The following is a 23,075-nucleotide window of genomic DNA, read 5'->3' on the forward strand; positions in this document are numbered from 1 at the left end:
TCAGCCGAGGGCGCCGGTGCGCACGAGGGCGGGGTGGGCCGCGGCGAGGGCTGCGACGAGGTCCTCGGCGCCGGTGGCGGCCCCGAGCAGGGCGTCGGTCTCGGGCCGGGTGAGGGCGAGGGGCTCGGGCATGGTGATGCGGGCCCCGCGCGGGGCGGTGCCGGGGGCGGTGGGCAGGGTGAGGGAGACCGAGTCCCAGTTGGCGGCGGCCACGGCGTCGGGGAAGCGGGCGACGAGGCGGCCGCGGAACCAGGCGCGGGTGTCCTCGGGGGGCCGGTCGGCGGCCTCGGCGATCCGGTGGTCGTCGAGGAGGGTGCGCATCCGTCCGGCGGCGACGAGGCGGTGGTGGAGGCTCTTCTCGGGGCGGACGTCGTGGTACTGGAGGTCGACGAGGGTCATGCGGGGGTCGTCCCAGGCGAGGCCGTCGCGGCGGCGGTAGCCCAGGAGCAGGGCGTGCTTGGCGACCCAGTCGAGGCGGTCGGCGAGGGAGAGGGGGTCGGTCTCGAGGGCGTCGAGGACCTCCGCCCACAGGTCGAGGACCTCGCGGGTGTCCTCGTCGGGGGTGCCGCCGGCGTGCTCGTGGGCGCGGGCGGCGTCGAGGTAGAGCCGCTGCAGCTGCACGCCGGTGAGCTCGCGGCCGTCGCGCAGGGGCACGGTGGCGCGCAGGTGGGGGTCGTGGCTGATGGTGCGCAGGGCGGCGACGGGGTCGGCGAGCGCGGCGTCGGGGGCGGCGCCGGCCTCGATGAGCCCGAGCACGAGGGCGGTGGTGCCGAACTTCAGGAGGGTGGAGGTGTGGGCGAGGTTGGCGTCGCCGATGATCACGTGCAGGCGGCGGTGGTGGCCGGGGTCGGCGTGGGGTTCGTCGCGGGTGTTGACGAGGGGGCGGTGGACGGTGGTCTCGAGGCCGATCTCGCGCTCGAAGAAGTCGGCGCGCTGGGAGATCTGGAAGCCGGGGCGCTCGCCGCGGGGGCCGAGGCCGACGCGGCCGGCGCCGCAGAGGACCTGGCGGGAGGCGAAGAAGGGCAGGAGGCCGGCGGCGAGGTCGGGGAAGGGCACGGAGCGGGGCACGAGGTAGTTCTCGTGGGCGCCGTAGGAGACGGACTTGTTGTCGGTGTTGTTCTTGTAGAGGTTCACGGCGGGCAGGCCGGTGTCCTCGGCGGAGGCGGCGAGGGCGCGCACGGCCTCGAGGGCGATGCGGTCGCCGGCGGCGTCCCAGCGCAGGGCGTCGCGGGGGGTGGTGACCTCCGGGGAGGAGTACTCGGGGTGGGAGTGGTCGACGTAGAGGCGGGCGCCGTTGGGCAGGACGGTGTTGGTGACGGGCCGGTGGGCGGTGTCCTCGGCCCACAGGCCGGTCTCGGTGAGGGCCTCGGCGGCGATCTCCTCGGCGGTGAGCACGGGGGCCGTGTCGGTGAGCTGGTCGGGGCGGGCGTGCTCGCGGGCGAGGGTGTGGCCGCGGGCGTCGGTGAGGGGCTGCTCGCCGTGGTAGTCCCAGCCGGTGGTGGTGCCGGTGGCGCCGAGGCGGCGGCGGACGAGGGCGGCGTAGGCGGTGACGACCTGGGTGGAGAGCACGGCGGGGTTGGCGGTGGGGTGGGCGGGGGCGAGGACGCCGTACTCGGTCTCGGCGCCCATGACGCGGTGGACGCTCACGGGGTCTCCTCCCGGGGGCCGGCGGGGTGGGGGTCGCGGTGGAGGACCACGCGCAGGTCGGTGATGGTGTCGCCGCGGCGGCCGGAGATGCGGGCCCAGTCCTCGGGGTTGGCGGTGTTGGGCAGGTCCTGCTGCTCGTGGAACTCCTCGTCGACGGCGCGCACGAGGTGCTCGCGGGTCAGGCCGCGGCGGCCGGTGGTGAGCAGGTCCTTGATGGCCTGCTTCTTGGCGCGGTCGACGACGTTGCGGATCACGGCCCCGGAGGTGAAGTCGCGGAAGTGGAGGGTCTCCTCGGTGCCGTCGCGGTAGCTCAGGTGGAGGAACTGCGTCTCGGGGCTGCGTTCGTACATGCGTTCGACGGCGGCGTCGACGAGGGCGGTGACGGCGCCGGGGCGGGAGCCGGCGGCGGTGACCTCGTGCTCGGCCAGGGGCAGGTCCTCGGTGACGTACAGGCGCAGGATCTCGCGGGCGCCGGCGGCGTCGGGGCGGTCGATGCGGATCTTCACGTCCAGGCGCCCGGGGCGCAGCACGGCGGGGTCGATCATGTCCTCGCGGTTGGTGGCGCCGATGACGATGACGTTGTCGAGCCGTTCCACGCCGTCGATCTCGGTGAGCAGCTGGGGGACGATGGTGGTCTCGACGTCGGAGGACAGCCCGGAGCCGCGCACGCGGAAGAGGGAGTCCATCTCGTCGAAGAACACGACGACGGGGATGCCGCGGGCGGCCTGCTCGCGGGCGCGCAGGAAGATCGCGCGGATCTGGCGCTCGGTTTCCCCGACGTACTTGTCCAGCAGCTCGGGGCCCTTGATGTTGAGGAAGTAGCCCAGGGCCCGCTCGCGCCCGGCGCGGTCGGCGGCGCGCTCGGCGAGGGAGCGGGCGACGGCCTTGGCGATGAGGGTCTTGCCGTTGCCGGGCGGGCCGTAGAGGAGGATGCCCTTGGGCGGGGTCAGTCCGTGCTCGCGGTAGAGGTCGGGGTGGACGAAGGGCAGCTCGACGGCGTCGCGGATCTGCTCGATCTGGGGGCCGAGCCCGCCGATGTCGTCGTAGGAGACGGCCGGGACCTCCTCGAGCACGAGCTGCTCGACGTCGGTGCGCTCGACGGGCTCGAGGGCGAAGCCGGTGCGGTGGTCGATGGTCACGGCGTCGCCGATCTCGGGGCGCTGCCGGCGCAGCCGCCCGGACAGCAGCAGCACCCGTTCCTCGTCGGAGCGCCCGACGGTGAGCACGCGGTCGTGGTCGACGATCTCCTTGACGGTGGCGATCTCCCCGGTCTGCTCGTAGTCGAGCACGGCGCCGACGACGTAGTTCTGGTCCAGCAGCACCTGGCGGCCGGGCTCGCACGCGGTGAGGGCCACCAGCGGGCTCACGGCCACGCGCATCCGGCGCCCGGCGACGAGGACGTCGAGGGTGGGGTCGGTGACGGCCGGCCCGGAGCCGGTGTCCTGGCCCACGGGCCGGCGCCCGGGGTTGGCGGCCAGGACCGTGCCCTGGCTCAGCGGCGGCACGAGGTCGTTCTCCAGGGCGCGCTTGAGCCGCTGGATCTCGGCGCGGGTGGCGTCGAGCAGGCGGGCGAGCTTCTGGTTCTGCGTCCCGGCGGTGGCCAGCTGCTTGTCCAGGGCCCGCTTCTGGTCGCGCAGGATGTTGACCTGCCGCTGGGCGTTGGTCAGCGCCCGCCGGGTCTCCTCGGCGGCCTCGGGGTGGGCGGGGGCCGGGCGGGGGCTCTCGGTCACGGCCGGTCCTCCTGCTCCTCCGCGGGCTCCTGCGCGCGAGCGCCGTGGGGCGCGGGGACCTCCGGCCGCCCGGGCGCCGTGGCCGCGGCGCCCGGGGTCGCTCCGGTCGGGGCCCCGTCCTCCGGGTCCCGGCCGGCGGGCCCGGCGGCGCGCTCGGCCAGGGAGCGGGCGTCGCGGGCGGCCCGGCGCAGCTTCTTGTCGGAGGCCTCCCGCTCCCCCAGCGCGACCGGGGTCCAGGCGTCGAGGTCCTCCTGGGAGAACTCCGACTTGGAGGCCCGCCGCTTCGGGGCCAGCCGCTCGGCGCCGTCGGCCAGGCGCCGGGCGGTGAGCAGGAACCCGGTGTGGGCGACCATCCGGTGGTCCGGGCGCACGGCCAGGCCCTCCACGTGCCAGCCGCGCACCATGGTCTCGGAGGCGTCGGGCTCGGTGAAGCGCCCGTCGGCGCGCAGCGCCTCGGCGGTGCGGGAGAGCTGGGTGACGGTGGCCACGTAGCAGATCACGACCCCGCCGGGGGTCAGTGCCTGTGCCACGGCGTCGAGGCACTCCCAGGGGGCGAGCATGTCCAGCACGACCCGGTCCACCGAGCCGGGGGCCTCGTGGGCGCCGAGCTCCTCGGCGAGGTCCCCCAGGGTGATCCGCCAGGCCGGGTGCGGGCCCCCGAACATGGTCTCGACGTTGCCGCGGGCGATCTCGGCGAACTCCTCGCGCCGCTCGAAGGAGTGCAGCCGCCCCTGGTCGCCCACGGCCCGCAGCAGCGAGATCGACAGCGCCCCGGAGCCCACCCCGGCCTCCACGACCCGGGCGCCGGGGAAGATGTCGGCCATGGTCACGATCTGCCCGGCGTCCTTCGGGTAGACGACCGCGGCTCCGCGCGGCATCGAGAGCACGAAGTCCTTCAGCAGCGGGCGCAGCGCCTGGTAGCGGAACCCGGCGGAGTTCTCCACCACGGTCCCCTCCGGGTGCCCGATCAGCTCCCGGTGGGCCAGCACGCCGCGGTGGGAGTGGAACTCCCCGCCCTCGGCGAGGGTGATCGTGTTCATCCGGCCCCGCTCGTCGGTCAGCTGCACGCGCTCGCCGGGGCGGAAGGGCCCCCGCCGCAGCTCGGCCCCGGTCGGGGCGGAGGGCGCGGCGGTCTCGGTCGCGGTCGGGTCGGCGGGAGGGGTCATCGGCTCACTTCCAGGGGCGGTGGTGCTCACGGGCGGACGGGGACGGGAGCGCGGCCCCGCGGTCCCCGCCCCCATTGTGTCACCGCCCGCCGCTCAGCCGGTCAGGCGCCGTTCGAGGGCCGCGGTCTCGAGCACCCCCACGACCGCCCCGTCCGCGGCGGTGACCACCCACCGCGGGTGGGGCCGGGCGGCGACGGCGCGCAGCAGCGCCTCCTCCCCCAGCTCCGCGGCGAGCACGGCGTCGGCGTCGACCCCGTGCACGACCGCCGTCAGCGGGGTCTCCCCCCGCCGCGGCCCCGGCACGGCGTCGGCCGCCGCGGCGGCGAGGACCCCCACGACCCCCCGGTCGGGGTCGACCGCCACGACCTGCGGCACGGCCGTGCCCGGGGCGCGCCCCTCCAGCCAGTCCAGGACCCGCCGGTCGGTCTCGGCCAGGGAGGCCCGGGCGTCCACCGCGAGCGCCGTGCGGGCCAGGGACCCGGCGGTGAGCCCGTGCAGGCGGGAGAGCACGGCGGCCTGGCGCAGGGAGGCGGTGGCGCCCTGCCACATGAACACGGCCACGAGGACCGTGACGACGAGGGTGGGGGCGTGGCGCCAGGCGCCGGTGGCGGCGACCCACACGAGCAGCCCGGCGGCCAGGGCGCGCCCGGTCCAGGCGGCCACGGCGGTGCCGCGGGACTCGCGGCCGGTGGCGGCCCACACGAGGGCCTCGACCACGCGCCCGCCGTCCAGGGGCAGGCCGGGCAGGACGTTGAAGAACCCGACGATGAGGTTGGCCCAGGTGGTGAGGTCGAGCAGGACCCAGCCGAGGCCGGGGCCGGGGTCGGCGGCGCGCAGCAGCGCCCAGCCGGCGGCGGCGAGGGCGAGGTTGACGGCGGGGCCGGCGAGGGAGACCACGGCGGAGGCCAGGGGCGTGGTGCGCACCTCCCCGAAGTGGGTGTGCCCGCCGAGGAGGGTGAGCACGATCCGGCCGGTGGGCCAGCCGAAGGCGCGGCCGGTCCAGGCGTGGGCGAGCTCGTGCAGGAGCACGGACAGGGCCAGGGTGACGGCGAAGCCCAGGGCGGCGGCGTAGGCGAGGGCGCCCATCCCGGGGTAGGCGCGCAGCAGCACGGGGGTGTAGAGCAGCACGGTCACGGCGGCGATGACGAACCAGGACCAGGACAGGGTGACGGCGACCCCGCCGATGCGCCCCAGGGGGATGCCCGGGGACCGGGGGGCGGCGGGGGCGGGCCCGCTCACGGGCGGGCCCCGGCCACGAGCCGGCCGAGGTCCTCGGGGCCGACCCCGGCGAGGGTGGGCAGCACGTGGTGGGCCCCGGCGTCGTCGACGGGCACGAGGTGGGGGACGGCGAGCGTGCACAGCCCGGCGGCGGTGGCCGAGCGGATGCCGGTGCGGGAGTCCTCGACGGCGAGCATGCGGGCGGGGTCCGGGGGCCCGGCGGGGTGGCGGGCCAGGGCGGCGGCGGCGCGCAGGTAGGGGTCGGGGGCGGGCTTGGCGGGGTGGCCCAGGTCCCCGGTGACGACGACGTCGAAGACGCCGGGGCCGCCGAGGGAGGCGATGACGACCTCGGCCAGGGGCGCCTCGCTGCTGGTGACCAGGGCCAGGGGCACGCCCCGGGCGCGCAGGGCCTCGACGAGCTCGCGGGCGCCGGCGCGGTGGACGGTCCGGGCGCGGGTGGCGGCCACGACGCGGGTCAGCAGCTCGTCGACGATCGCGCGCACCCCCAGCCGCACCCCGGCCCGGCGCAGCTCGGCGGCGGCGTCCTCCAGGCCCCACCCGACCAGGCGCAGGGAGTCGGTCTCGGTCCAGGTCCCGCCGTGGTCGGCCACGAGCTGGGCCTCGGCGGCGAACCAGGAGGGCTCGGTGTCCACGAGCGTGCCGTCCATGTCGAAGAGCACGGCCGAGGGCGGCGCGAACGGGTGCGTGCCGGGGGGCGTCAGGGGTGGTGCGGCGGGGTGGGGCATGGGGCCCATCGTAGTTCTCGCAACACGGGCACCGGCCCCGACCGGGCCTCTTGTCGTGGGGGGCGCTGAGCGTAGGGTGGGGGCGTGAGCGAATTCGACGAGACGCCCCCCGCCCCGCAGGCCGGGCCCTTCGGCGTCGTCCGCGAGGGCGACGACCCGGAGCGCGTGACCGTGCTGGTCGCCGCGTTCGAGGGCTGGAACGACGCCGGGGACGCGGCCACCGACGCGGTGAAGTTCCTCGCCGAGCACCTCGGGGCCCGGGACGTCTTCGAGGTCTCCTCCGACGACTACTACGACTACCAGTTCTCCCGTCCGATCGTGCGGCGGGCGGCCACCGGCGAGGTGAAGATCGTCTGGCCCACCACCCGCCTGTCCACGGCCAGCGTGCCGGGCACGAACCTGGACCTGGTGCTGCTGCACGGGTGGGAGCCGTCCTACCGGTGGCGGGCGTTCACCGCGGAGCTGCTGGAGCAGGCGACGCTGCTGGACGTGGACTTCGTGGTGATGGTCGGGGCGCTGCTGGCCGACGTCCCGCACACCCGCCCGATCCCGGTCTCGAAGACCTCCGACACGGAGGAGCTGCAGGAGGAGCTGCACATCGACTCCTCCCCGTACGAGGGCCCGACCGGGATCGTGGGGGTGCTCTCCCACATGGCCTCCCTGGGCGGGTTCCCCACGCTGAGCCTGTGGGCCGCGGTGCCCCACTACGTCGCGCAGTCGCCCTCGCCCAAGGCGGAGCTGGCGCTGCTGCGCGAGCTCGAGGAGCTGCTGAGCCTGACCCTGCCGCTGGAGACGATCGCCGAGGACGCCGAGGCGTGGGAGCGCGGGGTCAACGAGCTGGCCGCCGACGACCCGGAGATCGCCGCCTACGTCCAGCAGCTCGAGGAGGCCAAGGACACCACCGACCTGCCCGAGGCCACCGGCGACGCCATCGCCCGGGAGTTCGAGCGCTACCTGCGCCGCCGCCGCGACGAGCGCTGAGCCCGGCGGGGATCCCCGCCGGGCCCGGCGCGGGTCTCAGAGCACGATGCCCAGCCGGGCCTCCACGAGCGCGCGCACCAGCTCGGCGTCCTCGGCCGAGGCCCGGGCGGTGCCGGTGAGGGCGGCCGCGGCCCAGTCGTCCAGGGCCGCCAGCGCCGCCGGGGCGTCGAGGTCCTCGGCCAGGGCGGCGCGCACCCGCTCCAGCAGCGGGGCCGCGGACCCGGCCGGGGCCACGCCCAGGGCGCGGCGCCAGGTGTCGAGGCGGGCGACGGCGGTGGCCAGGCCCAGGGCGGTCCAGGACCAGTCCTTGCGGTAGCGGTGGGCGAGGATCGCGGTGCGGATCGCCGCCGGCTCCACGCCCTCGGCGCGCAGCCGGGAGACGAGCACCAGGTTCCCGCGCGACTTCGACATCTTCTCGCCCTCGAGCCCGACCATGCCGGTGTGCAGGAAGTGCTCGGCCATGGGCCGGCCGGTCAGGGCCGAGCAGTGCCCCGCGCCCATCTCGTGGTGGGGGAAGACGAGGTCGGAGCCCCCGCCCTGGACGGTGAAGGGGGCGGGCAGGTGGTGCAGGGCGATCAGGGAGCACTCGATGTGCCAGCCGGGCCGGCCCGGCCCGAGCCCGCCGCCGTCCCAGGAGGGCTCCCCGTCCCGGGCGGCCCGCCACAGCAGCGGGTCCAGCCGGTGGCGCTTGCCCGGCCGCTCGGGGTCCCCGCCGCGCTCGGCGAACAGCGGCAGCATCTGCTCGGCGTCCAGCCCGGAGATCTCCCCCAGCGTCCACGCCTGCCCGCCGGCGGCCTCCACGTCGAAGTAGACGTCGCCGTCGGGCTCCCCGCCGGTGCCGGGGACCCGGTAGGCCGTCCCGCGCTCGAGCAGCTGCTCGACGGCCGGCACGATCCACGCCACGGACTCGGTGGCCCCCACGTAGTGCTGGGGCGGCAGGACGTTGAGGGCGGCCATGTCCGTGCGGAACAGCTCCGTCTGCTCGGCGGCCAGCTCCCGCCAGTCCGCCCCGGTCGCGGCGGCGCGCTCGAGCAGGGGGTCGTCGACGTCGGTGACGTTCTGGACGTAGTCGACCGGGGTGCCGGCGTCGAGCCAGGCCCGGTGCAGCAGGTCGAAGGCCACGTAGGTGGCCGCGTGACCCATGTGCGTGGCGTCGTAGGGGGTGATCCCGCACACGTACAGGCTCGCCCGCTCCTGGCGCGGCAGCGCGACGGCCCGCCGCAGCCGGGTGTCCTGCACGACCGGCAGGGGTGCCTCGCCGGGCAGGTCGGGGACGGGACGGGCGGACCAGGCTCTCATGCTCACCTCGTGGGAAGGGGTTCGGGGACGGGGCCGCGCACGGCCTCCCCCAACCTACCGGAGACCGCCCGGCCCTCGTCCCCCGGTCAGGCGCTGATCAGGCCCAGGCCCAGCAGCACGAACAGGACCAGGCCCACCGCGATGCGGTACCACACGAACAGGGTGTAGCTGCGGTTGGAGATGTAGTGCATGAACCAGCCGATGATCACGTAGGCGACCGCGAAGGCCACCCCGGTGGCCAGCAGCGTCTCGGCGGTGCCGTAGGGGCCCGCCTGCGGTTCCCCGACCGTGGTGGCCAGCTTGTAGAGCCCGGAGGCGAAGACCGCCGGGATGGCCAGCAGGAAGGCGTAGCGGGCGGCCGCCTCGCGGGTGTATCCCATCAGCAGCCCGGCGGTGATCGTCCCGCCCGAGCGGGAGACCCCGGGGATCAGCGCGAGGGCCTGGGCCAGCCCGTAGAGCACGCCGTGGCGGACGGTGAGGTCGTCGAGGTGGCGGTGCTGGCGCCCGACGCGGTCGGCCACCGCCAGGAACACGCCGAAGACCACGAGCATCGTGGCGGTGATCCACAGCGACCGGAACTCGGTGTCGATCCAGTCCTCGAACAGCAGCCCGAGCACGCCGATGGGCAGCGAGCCCAGGATGATCAGCCAGCCCATCCGGGCGTCGGGGTCCGAGCGGGGCACCCGTCCGGCCAGCGACAGGCCCCACTGCCGCAGGATCCGCACGATGTCGCGCCAGAAGTAGATCACCACCGCGGTCTCGGTGCCCAGCTGGGTGATCGCGGTGAAGGCCGCGCCCGGGTCGGCGCTGTTGGGCAGAAACTCCCCCACGATGCGCAGGTGCGCCGAGGAGGAGACCGGGAGGAACTCCGTCAGGCCCTGCACGAGGCCCAGGATGATGCTTTCGATCCAGTTCACCCGGCCACCCTACGGCACCGGGCACCGCCGTCCGGGCCCCGCGGACACGCCCCGGTGCGGGGCCGGGACGGGGACCGGCGGGAGGCGGGGGCCCTCAGCGGCGGGCGCGGGCGGCGCCGTCCTCCCCGAGGTCCTCGTAGTCCTCCTCGTCGACGAGGTCGTCGTCGAGCATCTCGTTGTCCTCCAGCAGCTCCTCGTCCGGGTCCTCGTCGTCGTCCTCGTCGTCGAGGTCGTCGTCCTCCTCCTCGGCGAAGACCGTCAGGGGCGTGACCTCGTCGTAGGCCTCGTAGAGGGCCTCCTCGTAGGCGTCGAAGGCGTCGGCGATGGCCAGGTAGGCGCCGTCCACGGCCGGGTCGTCGTCGCCGCGGCGGTTGGCGGCGGCGGCGAGGTGTTCTTCGAAGGCACTCACGAGGGTCTGCAGCGCGGCACGAGGGTCGTTGCTCATGAGGTAGACGTTAGCGCCATTCCGTGCAGAATGGGGACCGATGAGAGAACAAGTCCGCACCGCGCAGGCGCCCCCGGTCCCGGACGCCGACCAGCGCTACGAGTACCTCCTGCTCACCGTCGCCCCGCACGAGCGGGTGGGCGAGGCCCGGGCCCGGCTGAGCGAGCACGCCGAGTACGGCAAGTGGGAGCTGACCCGCTCGGTGCAGCTCTACGGCGGGGCCCGCAAGTACTGGCTGCGCCGGCGCGTGATGCGGGTGCGCCGCACGGCCTGAGGCCCCGGACGGGGCTCAGCCCGCGGCCGGGCCCAGCAGGGCCCGCGCGGTCGCCGCGTGCACCGACTCGCTGTCGGAGGGGTGGTAGATCCCGGCCAGCACGTCGCGGTAGAGCCGCTCGAGCTCCGAGCCGCGGAAGTACTGCCCGCCCCCGGAGGAGCGCACGGCCAGGTCCACGACCCGGCGCGCCGCCTCGGTCGCCCGGTGCTTGAGCCCGGAGAACAGCAGGAACCACCGCGCCCCGTGGGCGGGCTCCGCCGGGGTGCCCAGGGCGTCGACGTCGGCGGCGAGCCGGTCCAGCTGCAGCTCGATCCCGTCGCGCACGATCACCGCCTCGGCCAGCTGCCACCGGATGTCCGGGTCCTGCGCGTACGGGGCCTGCGCCGACCGCGAGCGCCGGGTGGCGGCGATCCCGGCCGCGACCTCGATCGCCCGGTCGGCGAGGCCGGTGTAGACGGCGGCCAGCAGCAGCTCGAAGCACCCGAAGATCCCCCACACCACGGGGTCGGCGTTGGGGGCCGCGGGGGTGCGGGTGAGCACGTGCTCGGGGCGCAGCGGGGCGCCCTCCAGCACGGTGGTGCACGACTGGGAGGCGCGCATGCCCAGGGTGTCCCAGTCCTGGCGGACCTCGATGCCCTCCGCGTCGCGCTCGAGCAGCCCGAAGACCAGGGGGTTGCGCTCGGCGGCGGTCTCGCGGGCGTGGACGAGCAGCCGGGTCCAGGCCGGGGAGAGGGAGGTGAAGATCTTCGTGCCGCTGAGCCGGTAGCCGTCCCCGTCGGTCACGGCCTCGGTGGCGGCGTCGAAGAGCACCGCGTCGTTGCCGGCCTCGGAGATGCCGAAGGCGAACAGCTCGCCGGCGGCGGCCTGGGCGAACAGGTGCTCGGCGCGCCGGTCCCCGCGCTGGTGCAGGGTGCGGGCCATCCCCATGACCACGTGGTGCATGTTGATCCCCAGGGCGGTGGCCGGGGCGGCGGCGGCCAGGCGCCGCTGGGCGGCCACGGCCTGCCGGAGGTCGGCCCCGGCCCCGCCGTGCTCGCGGGGGACGAGCAGCAGCGGGTAGCCGGTGGCCACGAGGTCGGCCAGGTCCTCGGTGAAGAAGCGGTTCTCGCGGTCGTAGCCGGCGGCCCGGCCGCGCAGCGTGGTGAGCAGCTGCTCGGGCAGCAGCCGGTCCAGCAGGGCGTCGTCGTCGGGCACGGGTCTCCTCCGTCGGGTGGTCAGTACGAGGCGAGCAGCCGGTGCAGGACCCGGGAGCCGAACTCGAGGGAGTCGGTGGGCACCCGCTCGTCGACCCCGTGGAACATGGCCGGGAAGTCCAGCTCGTCGGGCAGGCGCAGCGGGACGAACCCGTAGCCGGTGATCCCCAGCGGGTCCAGGGACTTGTTGTCGGTGCCGCCGGAGAGCATGTAGGGCAGCACGACCGCCCCGGGGTCCTCGGCGTGCAGGGCGTCGACCATCGCGTCGACCACCGTCCCGGAGAAGGGCACCTCCAGGGCGATGTCGTCGGACTCGAAGGAGAACTCCACGCCCTCCCCCGCGAGCTCCTGCAGCTTGGCCAGCACGACCTCGCGCTGCTCGGGCAGGTAGCGCACGTCGAGGCCGGCCTCGGCGGAGCCGGGGACCACGTTGACCTTGTACCCGGCCTCGAGCATCGTCGGGTTGGCGGTGGTCTGCAGGGTCGCCCCGACGAAGCGGGCCACCGAGCCGAGCTCGCGCAGCAGCCGCTGCGGGTCCTGGGGGTCGAACTCCACGCCGGTGAGCTCGGTGACCCCGTCGAGGAACGCCCGGGTGGTCTTGGTCAGCTCGATCGGCCACCGGTAGGAGCCGATGTCGGCCAGCGCCCGGGAGAGGCGGGTGACGGGGTTGTCGTCGTTGAGCTGGGAGCCGTGCCCGGCGGTGCCGCGGGCGTGCAGCCGCAGCCACATCAGGCCCTTCTCCGCGGTCTGCAGCAGGTAGGCCCGCTGCCCGCCGATGGTCGCCGAGTACCCGCCGACCTCGCTGATGGCGTCGGTGACCCCGTCGAAGAGGTGCCGGTGGTGCTCGGCGATCCAGTGGGAGCCGTAGACCATCCCGGCCTCCTCGTCGGCGAAGAAGCCGAAGACGATGTCGCGCCGGGGGCGCTCGCCGGTGCGCACCATGTGGCGCAGCACGGAGATCATCATCGCGTCCATGTCCTTCATGTCCACGGCGCCGCGGCCCCAGATCATCCCGTCCCTGAGCTCCCCGCCGAAGGGGTCCACCGACCAGTCCGCGGCGATGGCCGGGACCACGTCGAGGTGCCCGTGCACGAGCAGGGCGTCGGCCGAGGGGTCGGTGCCCTCGATCCGGGCGAAGACGTTGGCCCGGCCCGGGGCGGACTCCAGCAGCGTGGTGGGGACCCCGACCTCCTCGATCAGCCCGGCCACGTACTCCGCGGCGCGGCGCTCCCCGCGGGCGTCGCCGCTGCCGAAGTTCGAGGTGTCGATCCGGATGAGGTTGCGGCAGATCTCCACGGTCTCGCCCTCGGGCGTGGAGGCGGCGGCGCTGCGGTGGTCGGTCATGGGGTCCTTCCTGGGGCGGGCGGGCGGACGGTGCGGCGGCGGTGCGGCGCGGGCGCAGGCGCGGGCGCCCGGACGGAGGCGGCGGTGCGGGCCCGGACGGGCCCTGCCAGCCTATCGCCCCGCCGGCGCGACACGCGTCCGCCCTGGTCATGTCACGATTCGGCAACTATGTGTGTCAGCATCTGATTGCACCAGCACCCAGGGCGTCTTCCCCAGCCCAGCGGGCCCCTTCCCCGGCCCTCCTCTGTCCCGCCGGCCACCCGGCCGGCGCAAGCCCCCCGGCGCGCGGTTCCCCCCTCCGTCCGCGCGTGCCGACAGACCAGGAAGCAGAACACCCATGGCGAAGCACCGCTGCGCTCCCGCGCGCCGTCCCGGCCGGCTCACGGCCCTTGCCCTCTCCACCGGCCTCGGCCTCGCGGGCCTCGCGACCGCCTCCCTCGCCGCCGCCCCGCCCGCCCAGGCCGCGGCCCGGGACATCGTCGAGGTCGGCCCCGCCCAGCGCCAGGCCGACGCGCAGGTGATGCTCGAGGAGATCAACCGGTACCGGGCCGCCCACGGCGCCCCGCCGGTGCGCTACTCCGCGACCCTGTCGCGGATCGTCCAGCAGGAGTCCGACCGCCAGGTCGCCGCCGAGCAGTTCTCCCACGGCACGGCCTTCCTCACCGACCCGCGCACCGGCCCCTACACGAAGGCCAACGAGGTCATCGCCCTCGAGCACCACCGCGACGTGCGCGCGCTCGTGAAGTGGTGGACCACCTCCGCCGCCCACGACAAGGCCATCAAGGACCCCCGCCACCAGGTCATCGGCATCGGGCTGACCTACGCCGACGGCCGCCTCGAGAGCACCGGCAAGCCCTGGCAGGTGCTGGCCACCGTCAACCTCTACGAGTACGCCCGCGGCGGGGCCCCGGCCGACGCCGCCGACCGCGTCGGGGCGGCCCCCGCCGCCCTGGCCCCGACCTCCGGCGGGCACGCCGTGGGCGGGGCGATCGGCGAGCACTGGGCCCGCCTCGGCGGGCGCACCGCGCTGGGCGAGCCGATCACCCCGGAGCGCTGCGGCCTGGCCGGCGGCGGGTGCTACCAGGAGTTCGCGCTCGCGGGCCGCATCACGACCGTCTACTGGGCCCCCGGCCTGGGCTCGCACGCGGTGGCCAACCACGGGGCGATCGGCCAGGCCTGGATCGCCGCCGGGCGCGAGCACGGCTACGGCTACCCCGTCACCGACGAGGTGCGGGTGGGCGCGGAGGTCCAGCAGCGCTTCGCCTCCGGCCACGTCCTGCACTGGTCCCCGGCCACCGGGGCCACCTGGGCGACCCGCTGAGCCCTCCGCCCGGGCCCCGCCGGGGCCCGGGCGCTCACAGCTCGACGACGATCTTGCCGAAGTGCGCCCCGGACTCCTGGTGGCGGAAGGCCTCGGCGGTCTCCGCCAGCCCGAAGCTGCGGTCCAGCACCGGGCGCAGCCCCGTCGTCTCGAGGGCGCGCACGAAGTCGGCCTGGTGCCGGCGGCTGCCCACGATCAGCCCCTGCAGGCGGGCCTGCTTGGCCATCAGCAGGGCCGTGGGCACCTCCCCGGCGGCGCCGGTGAGCACCCCGATGAGGGCGATGTGCCCGCCGATGCGCACCGCGCGCACCGACTGGGGCAGCGTGCCCGGCCCGCCGACCTCCACGACGTGGTCGGCCCCGCGCCCGCCGGTCAGCTCCAGGACGGTGCGCCCCCACGAGGGGTCCTCCCGGTAGTTGATCGTGTGGTCCGCCCCGAGGGCCCGGATCCGCTCGAGCTTGGCGTCCGAGGACGAGGTCGCGATGACGGTGGCCCCCAGCCGCTTGGCCAGCTGCGCGGCGTAGACCGAGACCCCGCCGGTGCCCAGGGTCAGCACCACGTCCCCGGCCCGCAGCCCGCCGTCCACCACGAGCGCGCGCCAGGCGGTGAGCCCGGCCGTGGTGATGGTCGCGGCCTCGGCGGCGCTCCACCCGGCGGGGGCGCGGGTGAACCACGTGGCGGGACGCACGACCACCTCGCGGGCGTAGCCGTCGAGGCCGTCGCCGGGCACGCGGCGGAAGTCGCCGTCCACCGGCGGGCCGTCCTGCCAGTGCGGGAAGAAGCAGGAGACCACGGTCTCGCCCACCGCGAACTCCTCGACCCCCTCCCCGACGGCCTCGACGACGCCGGCGCCGTCGGCCAGCGGGATCCGCCCGTCGGCGGCCGGGCTCGCCCCCGTGACGACCACGTAGTCGTGGTAGTTCAGGGAGCTCGCCCGCACGCGCACCCGCACCTGCCCGGGACCGGGGGCGCCGGGGTCGGGGGCGTCCTGGAGGGCGAGGCGGTCGAGGCCGCCGGGGGCGGCGAGGGCGAGCTGCTGCACGGGTGCTCCTGGAGGGGTGGGGGTCGGGACCGGCGGCCGGGCGCCGGGGGCCCCGGGTGCTCCGCCGTGCCCAGTGTAGCCGCAGCGCCACGATCCGTCAGCACACTTCCCATTCCCCCGGGTCGCGGTTAGGGTGGCCTCACCTGCGCCGGACCGGGCCCGCGCCCGGTGCGGCAGGGCCCCACGGCGACGACACGGAGGAGACGCATGTTCACGCACAGTCAGACCCTGCAGTACCGGGCCACCCCGGAGGCCCCCGACGCGGTCTACGCCCGCAAGCTCCAGGAGGTGATCGGCGGGCAGTACGGGGAGATCACCGTGGCGATGCAGTACAGCTTCCAGGCCTGGAACGCCCACATCCCCGGCAAGTACCGGGACCTGCTCTTCGGCACCGCCGCCGAGGAGTTCGGCCACATCGAGATGCTGGCGACCATGGTCGCCCAGCTGCTGGAGAAGGCCCCGCTGGGCATCACCGAGGACGCCGTCCAGGGAGATCCGGCGGTCGCGGCCGTGATCGGCGGCACCGACCTCCAGCACGCGATCGTCGCCGGGGCGGGGGCCCGGCCGGTGGACTCGATGGGCAACCCCTGGTCCGGGTCCTACGTCACCGCCTCCGGGAACCTGCTGGCGGACATGACCGCCAACGTCAACGCCGAGATGCAGGGCCGCACCCAGGTCGCGAGGCTCTACCACATGACCGACGACAAGGGCATCCGGGACATGCTGTCCTTCCTGCTGGCCCGCGACACCATGCACCAGAACCAGTGGATGGCCGCGGTGCGCGAGCTGCAGGAGGACGGGCTGGAGCGGATGCCGGTGCCCTCCAACTTCCCGCAGGCCAAGGAGGCCACCGACTTCTCCTACGACTACTACAACTTCTCCGACGGTGCCGCCGCCGCCGAGGGCTCCTGGGCCTCCGGGCCGAGCCCGGACGGCAAGGGCGAGTTCGGCTACCGGGACCGGCCCATGGCCGGGGTGCCGATGCCCCCGCCCACCCACCCGGACGCCCGGTTCTACGGCACCACCGAGCAGTCCAACCTCAAGGAGAAGGCCGCCGGGGCGATCCAGGACAAGCTCAGGAAGGAGTAGCGCGCACGGTGTGCTTCACCGCAGGCCCCCGCCCCCGGCGGGGGCCTGCCCCCGTGCCCACGACCTCCGTGCCCAGGACTCCCCTACCCAGGGCTTCCGGTCCCGGCGCCGCCGGTCCCAGGGCTCCCCTGCTCGGGGCCGGCGGGACCGGCGCCCGCCCGCAGCCGCCGCCGCAGCCGGGCCGTGGAGTGCCCGGCGGTGCGCAGGCGGGCACCGGCGTAGGGCACCCCGCCGCGGCAGCGGGCGAGCACGGCCGCCCACACGCACACGGAGCGCTCCAGCACCCACAGCGGCGCCCACGCCGCGGACGTGGCCGGATAGACGGCCCGTCCCCCGGCCCGCCGCCGGCCGGCCTCGGCCAGGGCGCACACGGTCCCCGCCCCCACCGCCAGGCGCACCGGCCGCCGCGCCGCCCAGCACAGCACGGGCAGCAGGGACAGCTCCGCGAGCAGCCGGGCCGGCTGGGCGAGGTCGTCGTAGGCCTGGCGCACCCGCTGGCCGCGGAAGTGGGCTACGTCCGGGGGGACCCGGCCCACCAGCACGTCCAGGGCCACCCGCTCCCGCCCGCCGGCGGCGCGCACGGTGCGGATCAGCTCGAGGTTCTCGAACAGGACGTCGCCGTCGTAGCCCCCGGCGCCCAGCAGCACCGAGCGGCGCACCCCCAGGGTGCCCGGGTGGTCCCCGCCGAGGGCGCGGGCGAGCAGCGTGCGCCCGGTGTCCCAGCGGGCCTGCCAGGGCAGCTCGAGGTAGTAGTTCTGCGGTCGCACGGCCTCCGCCTCCTCCAGCAGGGCCGCGATCCGCTCCAGGCTCGCCCGGGTGTGGCGCACGTCGTCGTCGGCGAGCACGATCCGCTCCTCGCGCGCCCGGCGGATCCCGGTCATCACCCCGGCGACCTTCCCGTTGCGCCCCGGCCACGGGTCGGGCACCACGTGCTCGACCGCCGCCGGGAACGCCCGGCGGTGGGCGGCCCGCCGCTCCGGGGCGGAGCCGTCGACCACCGTGACCGGCAGCCACTGCACGACCTGCTCCAGGTAGGCGGCCAGCTCCGCCAGCCCCGCGTCCTGCGACCACCGCAGGGGCAGCACGTACCGCACCCCGCGCAGCATCCCGGGCGCCGCCGGGTCCGGTCGACGGACCGCGGCGGTGCGGGGCGGGGCCGGGCGGCCGGGGTCCGCCGGCGCGGTGACGGGCTGGTCCACGGGGCGGCTCCTCCGGCGGCGGGGCGACGGGGCCGGGTGCCCGGTCCCTCCCCGGGTCTACCCCGCGCCCGGGCCCGGCCGCGGCGCCGCAGGCCGGGGCGCGCACCCCCGGTGCGCCCGGCGGCGGCCCGGCAGCGGCCGGAGGACCGCCGGCTCAGTGCGCGCCGACGGCCCGGGCGTGGCGGGCGGCCGCCTCGGCCCCCTGGGTCCAGCGCTCGCCGTGGCCCGGCAGCACGGTCCCGGCGCCGGTGGCGGCCACGGCGTCGAGGGAGGCGAGCGCGGTGGCGGTGTCCTTGGTGGCGGCCGAGGCGACGATCTGGGGGCCGCGGCGGCCGGTGTAGGGGTCGAGGGTGACGAGGGCGTCGCCGCTGAGCACGGTGGAGCGCCCGGGCAGGTCGAGGACGACGTGGCCGTCGGTGTGGCCGGGGGTGTGCACGACGACGGGGCCTCCGGGCACGGGCACCGGCCCGCCGGTGTCGAGGGGCCGCAGCCGGCGCACTCCCCTGACGGTGAGGGCCCCGGCCCCGGCCATGCGGGCGAGCAGGGGCAGGGACCGCGGGTGGGTCAGGGGGTAGAGGAAGCGGTTGCGCTCGGGCCGGTAGCGGTAGGGGTGGGCGGCCAGGCGGGCGTCGGCGGGGTGGCCGTGGACGGGCAGGTCCCACTCGTCCTCGGCGCGGCGGGCGAAGCCGACGTGGTCGAAGTGGGCGTGGGTGAGCAGCAGGGCCTTCACGTCGGCGGGGGTGCGGCCGAGCTCGTCCAGGGCGTCCTGGAGCAGGGGCCACATGCTGGGCAGCCCGGCGTCGACCAGCGTCAGGCCGTCGTCGTCCTCGACCAGGTAGCAGTTGACGTGGGCGCGGGTGAGGCGGTGGACGCCGTCGGCGACTGCTCGGGTGAACATGGTGCTCCTCGTGGTCGGCTCCGGTGCGTGGGGCCGAGCCTACCCGCCCGCCCGGCCGGGGCCGGGCGGGCGGGGCCGCGGGGCTACCCGGCGAGGGCCTCGGCGACGACCTCGGCCACAGCCTGGCTGGACTGGGGGTTCTGGCCGGTGACGAGGTTGGCGTCGCGGATCACGTGCGGGGCCCAGGCGGGGCCGGTCTCGACCACGGCGCCCTTCTCGCGCAGGACGGTCTCGACGAACCAGGGGGTGTTCTCCCCGGTGCCGCCGCCGAGCTCCTCCTCGTTGCTGAACACGGTCATCCGGCGGGTGGCGAAGAGGAAGGCGCCGTCGTCCTGGGCGGCCAGCAGGCCCGCGGGGCCGTGGCAGAAGGGGGCGATGAGGGTGCCGGCGCGGTCGGCGGCGGCGAGCAGCCGGCCGAGGGAGGGGTCGTGGGCGAGGTCGGCCATGGGGCCGTGGCCGCCGGGGAGCACGAGGGCGTCGTAGTCGGCGGCGTCGAGCTCGGAGAGCACCAGCGGCGCGGAGAGCTCGGTGTCGATCCCGGCGAGGTAGTCCCGGAACTGCTGGGCGCGCTCCGCTCCCCCGGCCGCGTCGGGCTCGAGGGAGGCGCGGTCGACGGTCGGGCGCCGCCCGCCGGGGGTGGCGACGTCGACGTCGTGGCCGGCCTCGCGCAGGACGCGGTGGGCGACGACGAGCTCCTCGGCCCAGAAGCCGGTCGGGTGCTCGGTGCCGTCGCGCATGGTCAGGGAGTCGGCGGCGGAGACGATCATCAGCACGCGTGCCACGGGGGTGCTCCTTACGGGGAGGTCGGGACCGCCGCGGCGGTCGCCGCGGCGGGGCCCGTCCGGCGGTGGGACCGGGCGGGCCCGTTCGTGTCCGCCGCAACCAGGGACGCGGGCGGGATATTCCGGGGCGGCGGGCTCAGCCCCCGGCGACGAGGGCGTCGATGCGCGCGTGCAGCTGCTCGACGGTGCCGTCGTTGACCACGGTGGCCGCGATCCACCGGGGGTCGATCCCGGCCTCCGAGGGGTGGGGGTCGGCCGGTCCACCGGCGCCGGGGCGCACGATGTGCACCACCCGGCCACCGGCGGCCACGATGGCCTCGGCCTCGACGTCGAAGCGGACGTCGGTGAAGACCACGGGCCCGCCGGCGCGGCGGGCGGCGGCCAGGCCCGTGTCGGCCCAGACGGTCTCGCCGAGGACCGTCTTGCCGGCCTCGCTGCCCAGGCGCTGGAGCAGCACCCGGATCTCCCGGTGCACGGGGTCGTGGGCCTCGTCCTTGAGCCGGTCCCACCGCCCCTGCGCGGCGGCGAGCACCTCGGACAGGCGCAGCCCGGCGCCGTCGCGGCAGCCCACGAGGGGGTCCAGGCGCTCGAGGAACTGGCGCAGGGGGTCGGCGAAGGCGACCCGGGTGTAGCCGTGGGCGTCGACCAGCCGCGCCCCGGCGGTGTCCTTGCCGGCCTGCTTGCGCCCGTGCAGCCCGATCAGCCCGGGCAGCCGCGGCCGCCCGGGTGGTGCGGGCGGGTCCTCCCGGTGCTGCGCGTTCCCCACGGCGACTCCTCCCTCCGGCGGCCGGTGCCCCCAGCCTAGGATCCCGCGGGCCCCGGCGCACGGGCCCCGGCGCACGGGCCCGGGGCGGCGGCGGAACACGCCGCAGGTCACGGGACCGTCACATCCGGCGCCGGAGTTTGCTAATGCAATACAGTGGGCGCGTCGCCGGACGGGCTGTCCGGCCGACGTCCCCCCTGCCCTCTTTCCCCCCAGAGGTCCCCATGACACTGCTGTCCTCCGCCCTGCCCTCGCGCGCCCTGCGCTCCGCCCTGGTCGCCGGGGCGCTGGCCGCCACCCTGGCCGTGGGCACCACCGCCCCGGCCGCCGCCGACTCGGCCAACACCTCCTTCTCCGCCGCCGGGATCACCTCCCCGTACCACGTCTACGACGCAGGGGTCGACCGCTCGAAGCCCGTCGGCGTCGTCTTCTACTTCGACGGCGACGGCCAGTACTACGCCCAGCGGCCGACCACCACGATGCTGCGCACCATGGCCGCCCGCGCGGCGGCGCGCAACATGGTGCTCGTGGTGCCCGTGGCGCCGGCGAACCGGTCGTGGACCGCCAACAGCGAGGCCGTCGGCGACTGGTTCCGCGCCCTCGCCGCCGAGGTCATGGCCGACCAGCGCGCCGACGCGACCCGGGTGCACCTGGCCGGCTACTCCGGCGGGGCCGAGTTCATCGCCACCGAGGCGCTCTCGGACCGGGCCGGCTGGATCCGCGGCGGCGGGGCGACCCTCATCGGCGGCGGCGGCGTCTACTGGGGCGGTCTCGAGTCGGCCCCCGACGCGGCCCTGAGGGCCACCGATCCCACCTGGTACGTCGGCTCCGAGGACGGCTACGGGGCCACCCAGCCGGCGAACTGGTCGGCGTTCGAGGCCGCCGGCAAGGGCGCCGCGGCCTACCGGGCCGCGGGCTTCGCCCGGGCCGACCGGGTCGTGCTGCCCGGGCTGCACCACACCAACTACGACCTGCCCGACCTCGTGGGCGACGACCTCGACCGCCTCTACCGCGGCACGGCCCCGGGCACCGTGGCGCCGAGCACCGAGGACGCCGTGGACGGGTGGCCGGTGGCCGGGGCCATCGGCGCCCGGTGGCGGGCGCTGGGCGGAACCTCCTGGGCGCGCCCGGTCAGCGCCGAGCACGCCTCCGCGCACGGGTCCGTCTACCAGCGCTTCACGGGCACCGACGGCCGCGACAAGGCGATCTACTGGTCGCGCAGCACAGGGGCCCGCGTGGTGGACTACGGCGGGGCCATCGGCCAGCGCTTCGGCCACGGCGGCTACGCGGAGGCCTTCGGCGTCCCGGCCGGCGACGAGCAGCGCGCGGCCGGCGGGGCCTCCCAGGTCTTCGACGCCGCCGGCCGGCGCACCCGCATCCTGTGGTCCGCCGGCACCGGGGCCCGCGCCGTGAAGGAGTTCGGGGCGATCGGCCGGGCCTGGGCCGGCCTGGGCGCCGAGCGCGGCCTGGGCTACCCCACCACCGACGAGTACGCCACGGCCGGCGGGGTCGCCCAGCAGTTCACCGGCGGGCGCATCGAGTGGCGCGCCGGCGGCGGCACCACCGTCGTGCGCCGCTGAGCCCGTCCCCGCCCGCAGGGCCCCGGCCGCACCCGCGGCCGGGGCCCTGCCGCTCAGCGGTCCCGCCCGCGGCGGGCGATCGCGCGCACCGACAGGGTCGTGCCCAGCAGGTAGGCGGCCGTGGCCGCCAGCACGACGAGCAGGGCCGCCGTCCAGGACCCGGTGCGGGCCTGGACGGCGCCCACCACGGTCGGGGCCAGCGCCCCGAAGCCGTAGCCGACGCTCTGGACGACCGCGGAGATGCGCCCGGCCGAGGCGTTGTCCCGGGCCAGCTGCATGATCGCCACGAAGATCACGGTGATCCCCCCGCCCTGGGCGACCCCGCCCAGGGCCGTCCAGGCCCACCACTGGGCCGGGGCCAGCAGCAGCCCGACCGGCAGGCTCAGCCACAGCACCCCGATCGCGGCCGCCACCCGGGCCGTGCTGAACCGGCGGGCGGCCAGGGGTACCCCGAGCCCGCCCGCGATCGCGAAGACCTGGAAGAACGACGACGCCGCCCCGGCCCCGACCACCGTCATCCCCACGGTGTCCCCCAGCAGCGAGGGCAGCCACGCCGTGACCCCGTAGTAGGCGAAGGCCTGCCCGGAGAAGCCCGCCGCGAGCCCGGCCGCGGCCCACCGCCCGCCGGCCGGTGCCCGTCCCGCCGGCGCCGGCCGGGACACGGCCCCCGGCACGACGGCCCGGCGCCCGGCGGTCAGCCACCACACCACGACCCCGGCGAGCACGGCCGAGGCCGAGGCCGCCAGGGCGAGCCGCCACCCGGCGGCCTCGGCCAGCGGCGCGGTGAGCACGGCCGCGAGCGTCGAGCCGATGTTCAGCGCCGCGGTGTAGAGCCCGGTGGCCGCGCTGTGCCGGTGCGGCGGGAAGTCGCGGCGGATGAGCAGCGGCACGGCGATGTTGCCGACGGTGATCGCCAGGCCGATCACCACGGTCCCGGCCAGCGCCGCGCCCACCCCGCCCGCGGAGCGCACGAGCACGCCGGCGAGCACGCCCACGAGCGTGGCGGTGATCGCGAACTCCACGCCCAGGCGTCGGATCGCCAGGGAGGCCAGCGGGGAGGCCACGGCGAAGCACAGCACGGGGACGGTCGTCAGCAGCCCGGCCTGCGCGGCCGTGATCCCGAGCTCGTCCCGCAGCTGCCCCAGCACCGGCGCCACGGCGACGATGGGGGTGCGCAGCACGAGGGCGACCAGGCCGATGCACACCAGCAGCAGCCCGGCGCGCGGGACCGGGCGCCGGGGGCGCGGAGCGGGGGGCGGGACGTCGGGCATGCGGGGACCTTCCGGGAGGCGGGCGGGCCGGTGCCCGGTCCGGCCGGCGGGCCGGGCACCGGCCCGCCGTCCATCCTCGCCCATCCCGCGGCCGGCGGTGGCCCGCGCCCCGCACCCGGGCCCGGAGAGGCGTCCTCGGGACGGGGCCCGGCCGGTCAGGTCACACGAGG

21 protein-coding genes are annotated in these 23,075 nt (G+C 76.4%); 5 read left to right on the forward strand and 16 right to left on the reverse strand.

Annotated elements, in window-relative coordinates; translation table 11 throughout:
• The 5 genes from dop to LQU92_RS01040 all read right to left on the reverse strand — a co-directional run bounded on the left by dop (nucleotide 1) and on the right by LQU92_RS01040 (nucleotide 6,507).
• Nucleotides 1–1,647, reverse strand: coding sequence for a depupylase/deamidase Dop (dop, locus tag LQU92_RS01020; protein WP_230659901.1), 1,647 nt, complete (start codon nucleotides 1,645–1,647; stop codon nucleotides 1–3).
• A complete protein-coding gene (gene arc, locus LQU92_RS01025) occupies nucleotides 1,644–3,377 on the reverse strand; it encodes a proteasome ATPase (RefSeq protein ID WP_374229600.1) in 1,734 nt (577 codons plus the stop codon). Before arc ends, dop begins: the two co-directional genes overlap by 4 nt.
• Nucleotides 3,374–4,543 (reverse strand): tRNA (adenine-N1)-methyltransferase, encoded by a 1,170-nt coding sequence (locus LQU92_RS01030; RefSeq protein WP_230659904.1) that lies wholly within the window; start codon nucleotides 4,541–4,543, stop codon nucleotides 3,374–3,376. Before LQU92_RS01030 ends, arc begins: the two co-directional genes overlap by 4 nt.
• Before the next feature lie 93 nt (nucleotides 4,544–4,636).
• Nucleotides 4,637–5,782, reverse strand: a complete 1,146-nt coding sequence (locus LQU92_RS15080; RefSeq protein ID WP_308071565.1) for a site-2 protease family protein — start codon at nucleotides 5,780–5,782, stop codon at nucleotides 4,637–4,639.
• Nucleotides 5,779–6,507, reverse strand: coding sequence for an HAD family phosphatase (locus tag LQU92_RS01040; protein ID WP_101853137.1), 729 nt, complete (start codon nucleotides 6,505–6,507; stop codon nucleotides 5,779–5,781). Before LQU92_RS01040 ends, LQU92_RS15080 begins: the two co-directional genes overlap by 4 nt.
• An 84-nt stretch (nucleotides 6,508–6,591) precedes the next feature.
• Between LQU92_RS01040 and LQU92_RS01045 the strand changes: the two genes are divergently transcribed.
• Nucleotides 6,592–7,488 carry a PAC2 family protein gene (locus LQU92_RS01045; protein WP_101852292.1) on the forward strand — a complete coding sequence of 299 codons (897 nt, stop codon included), beginning with the start codon at nucleotides 6,592–6,594 and terminating at the stop codon, nucleotides 7,486–7,488.
• A 36-nt stretch (nucleotides 7,489–7,524) separates the two neighbouring features.
• On the opposite strand, the gene mshC is transcribed toward LQU92_RS01045, so the two are convergent.
• The 3 genes from mshC to LQU92_RS01060 all read right to left on the reverse strand — a co-directional run bounded on the left by mshC (nucleotide 7,525) and on the right by LQU92_RS01060 (nucleotide 10,149).
• Nucleotides 7,525–8,787, reverse strand: a complete 1,263-nt coding sequence (mshC, locus tag LQU92_RS01050) for a cysteine--1-D-myo-inosityl 2-amino-2-deoxy-alpha-D-glucopyranoside ligase (protein ID WP_230659908.1) — start codon at nucleotides 8,785–8,787, stop codon at nucleotides 7,525–7,527.
• A gap of 86 nt (nucleotides 8,788–8,873) precedes the next feature.
• The gene (locus tag LQU92_RS01055; RefSeq protein WP_101852294.1) at nucleotides 8,874–9,704 is read right to left on the reverse strand and encodes an undecaprenyl-diphosphate phosphatase; all 831 of its coding nucleotides are present in this window, start codon (nucleotides 9,702–9,704) and stop codon (nucleotides 8,874–8,876) included.
• A gap of 94 nt (nucleotides 9,705–9,798) precedes the next feature.
• Complete coding sequence (locus LQU92_RS01060) at nucleotides 9,799–10,149, reverse strand: hypothetical protein (protein ID WP_058858842.1); 351 nt, start codon at nucleotides 10,147–10,149, stop codon at nucleotides 9,799–9,801.
• Nucleotides 10,150–10,189: 40 nt separating this feature from the next.
• Here LQU92_RS01060 and LQU92_RS01065 point away from each other — a divergent pair, with 40 nt between their 5' ends.
• On the forward strand, nucleotides 10,190–10,423 hold the full coding sequence (locus LQU92_RS01065; protein WP_058858841.1) for a DUF5703 family protein: 234 nt from the start codon (nucleotides 10,190–10,192) through the stop codon (nucleotides 10,421–10,423).
• A 15-nt stretch (nucleotides 10,424–10,438) separates the two neighbouring features.
• Here LQU92_RS01065 and LQU92_RS01070 read toward each other — a convergent pair whose 3' ends face one another.
• Both LQU92_RS01070 and LQU92_RS01075 read right to left on the reverse strand, forming a co-directional pair.
• Complete coding sequence (locus LQU92_RS01070) at nucleotides 10,439–11,617, reverse strand: acyl-CoA dehydrogenase family protein (RefSeq protein WP_230659910.1); 1,179 nt, start codon at nucleotides 11,615–11,617, stop codon at nucleotides 10,439–10,441.
• A 20-nt stretch (nucleotides 11,618–11,637) separates the two neighbouring features.
• The gene (locus LQU92_RS01075) at nucleotides 11,638–12,960 is read right to left on the reverse strand and encodes a M20/M25/M40 family metallo-hydrolase (protein ID WP_230659913.1); all 1,323 of its coding nucleotides are present in this window, start codon (nucleotides 12,958–12,960) and stop codon (nucleotides 11,638–11,640) included.
• A 337-nt stretch (nucleotides 12,961–13,297) separates the two neighbouring features.
• Between LQU92_RS01075 and LQU92_RS01080 the strand changes: the two genes are divergently transcribed.
• Entirely contained in the window at nucleotides 13,298–14,281 is a 984-nt protein-coding gene (locus LQU92_RS01080) for a CAP domain-containing protein (RefSeq protein ID WP_230659916.1), read from the forward strand.
• A 34-nt stretch (nucleotides 14,282–14,315) separates the two neighbouring features.
• On the opposite strand, the gene LQU92_RS01085 is transcribed toward LQU92_RS01080, so the two are convergent.
• Complete coding sequence (locus LQU92_RS01085; RefSeq protein WP_058858838.1) at nucleotides 14,316–15,323, reverse strand: NAD(P)-dependent alcohol dehydrogenase; 1,008 nt, start codon at nucleotides 15,321–15,323, stop codon at nucleotides 14,316–14,318.
• A 207-nt stretch (nucleotides 15,324–15,530) separates the two neighbouring features.
• On the opposite strand from LQU92_RS01085, the gene LQU92_RS01090 reads away from it, so the two are divergent.
• The gene (locus LQU92_RS01090; RefSeq protein ID WP_230659920.1) at nucleotides 15,531–16,412 is read left to right on the forward strand and encodes a manganese catalase family protein; all 882 of its coding nucleotides are present in this window, start codon (nucleotides 15,531–15,533) and stop codon (nucleotides 16,410–16,412) included.
• 83 nt (nucleotides 16,413–16,495) lie between these two features.
• Here LQU92_RS01090 and LQU92_RS01095 read toward each other — a convergent pair whose 3' ends face one another.
• From LQU92_RS01095 to LQU92_RS01110, 4 genes are all read right to left on the reverse strand, one after another.
• Nucleotides 16,496–17,611, reverse strand: coding sequence for a glycosyltransferase family 2 protein (locus tag LQU92_RS01095; protein ID WP_230659921.1), 1,116 nt, complete (start codon nucleotides 17,609–17,611; stop codon nucleotides 16,496–16,498).
• 154 nt (nucleotides 17,612–17,765) lie between these two features.
• A complete protein-coding gene (locus LQU92_RS01100) occupies nucleotides 17,766–18,509 on the reverse strand; it encodes an MBL fold metallo-hydrolase (RefSeq protein ID WP_101852297.1) in 744 nt (247 codons plus the stop codon).
• A gap of 83 nt (nucleotides 18,510–18,592) precedes the next feature.
• Nucleotides 18,593–19,291, reverse strand: coding sequence for a type 1 glutamine amidotransferase domain-containing protein (locus LQU92_RS01105; RefSeq protein WP_230659924.1), 699 nt, complete (start codon nucleotides 19,289–19,291; stop codon nucleotides 18,593–18,595).
• Between the two features lie 136 nt (nucleotides 19,292–19,427).
• The gene (locus tag LQU92_RS01110; RefSeq protein ID WP_101852298.1) at nucleotides 19,428–20,057 is read right to left on the reverse strand and encodes a hypothetical protein; all 630 of its coding nucleotides are present in this window, start codon (nucleotides 20,055–20,057) and stop codon (nucleotides 19,428–19,430) included.
• Nucleotides 20,058–20,278: 221 nt separating this feature from the next.
• Between LQU92_RS01110 and LQU92_RS01115 the strand changes: the two genes are divergently transcribed.
• Entirely contained in the window at nucleotides 20,279–21,634 is a 1,356-nt protein-coding gene (locus LQU92_RS01115) for a hypothetical protein (RefSeq protein WP_230659927.1), read from the forward strand.
• Nucleotides 21,635–21,687: 53 nt separating this feature from the next.
• Here the strand turns inward: LQU92_RS01115 and LQU92_RS01120 are convergent, their stop codons facing one another.
• On the reverse strand, nucleotides 21,688–22,905 hold the full coding sequence (locus tag LQU92_RS01120; protein ID WP_101852300.1) for a CynX/NimT family MFS transporter: 1,218 nt from the start codon (nucleotides 22,903–22,905) through the stop codon (nucleotides 21,688–21,690).
• Between the last annotated feature and the right edge of the window lie 170 nt (nucleotides 22,906–23,075).

Origin of the sequence: Kocuria sp. LUK (genome assembly GCF_021012935.1) — a bacterium.
Taxonomy (GTDB): domain Bacteria; phylum Actinomycetota; class Actinomycetes; order Actinomycetales; family Micrococcaceae; genus Kocuria; species Kocuria flava.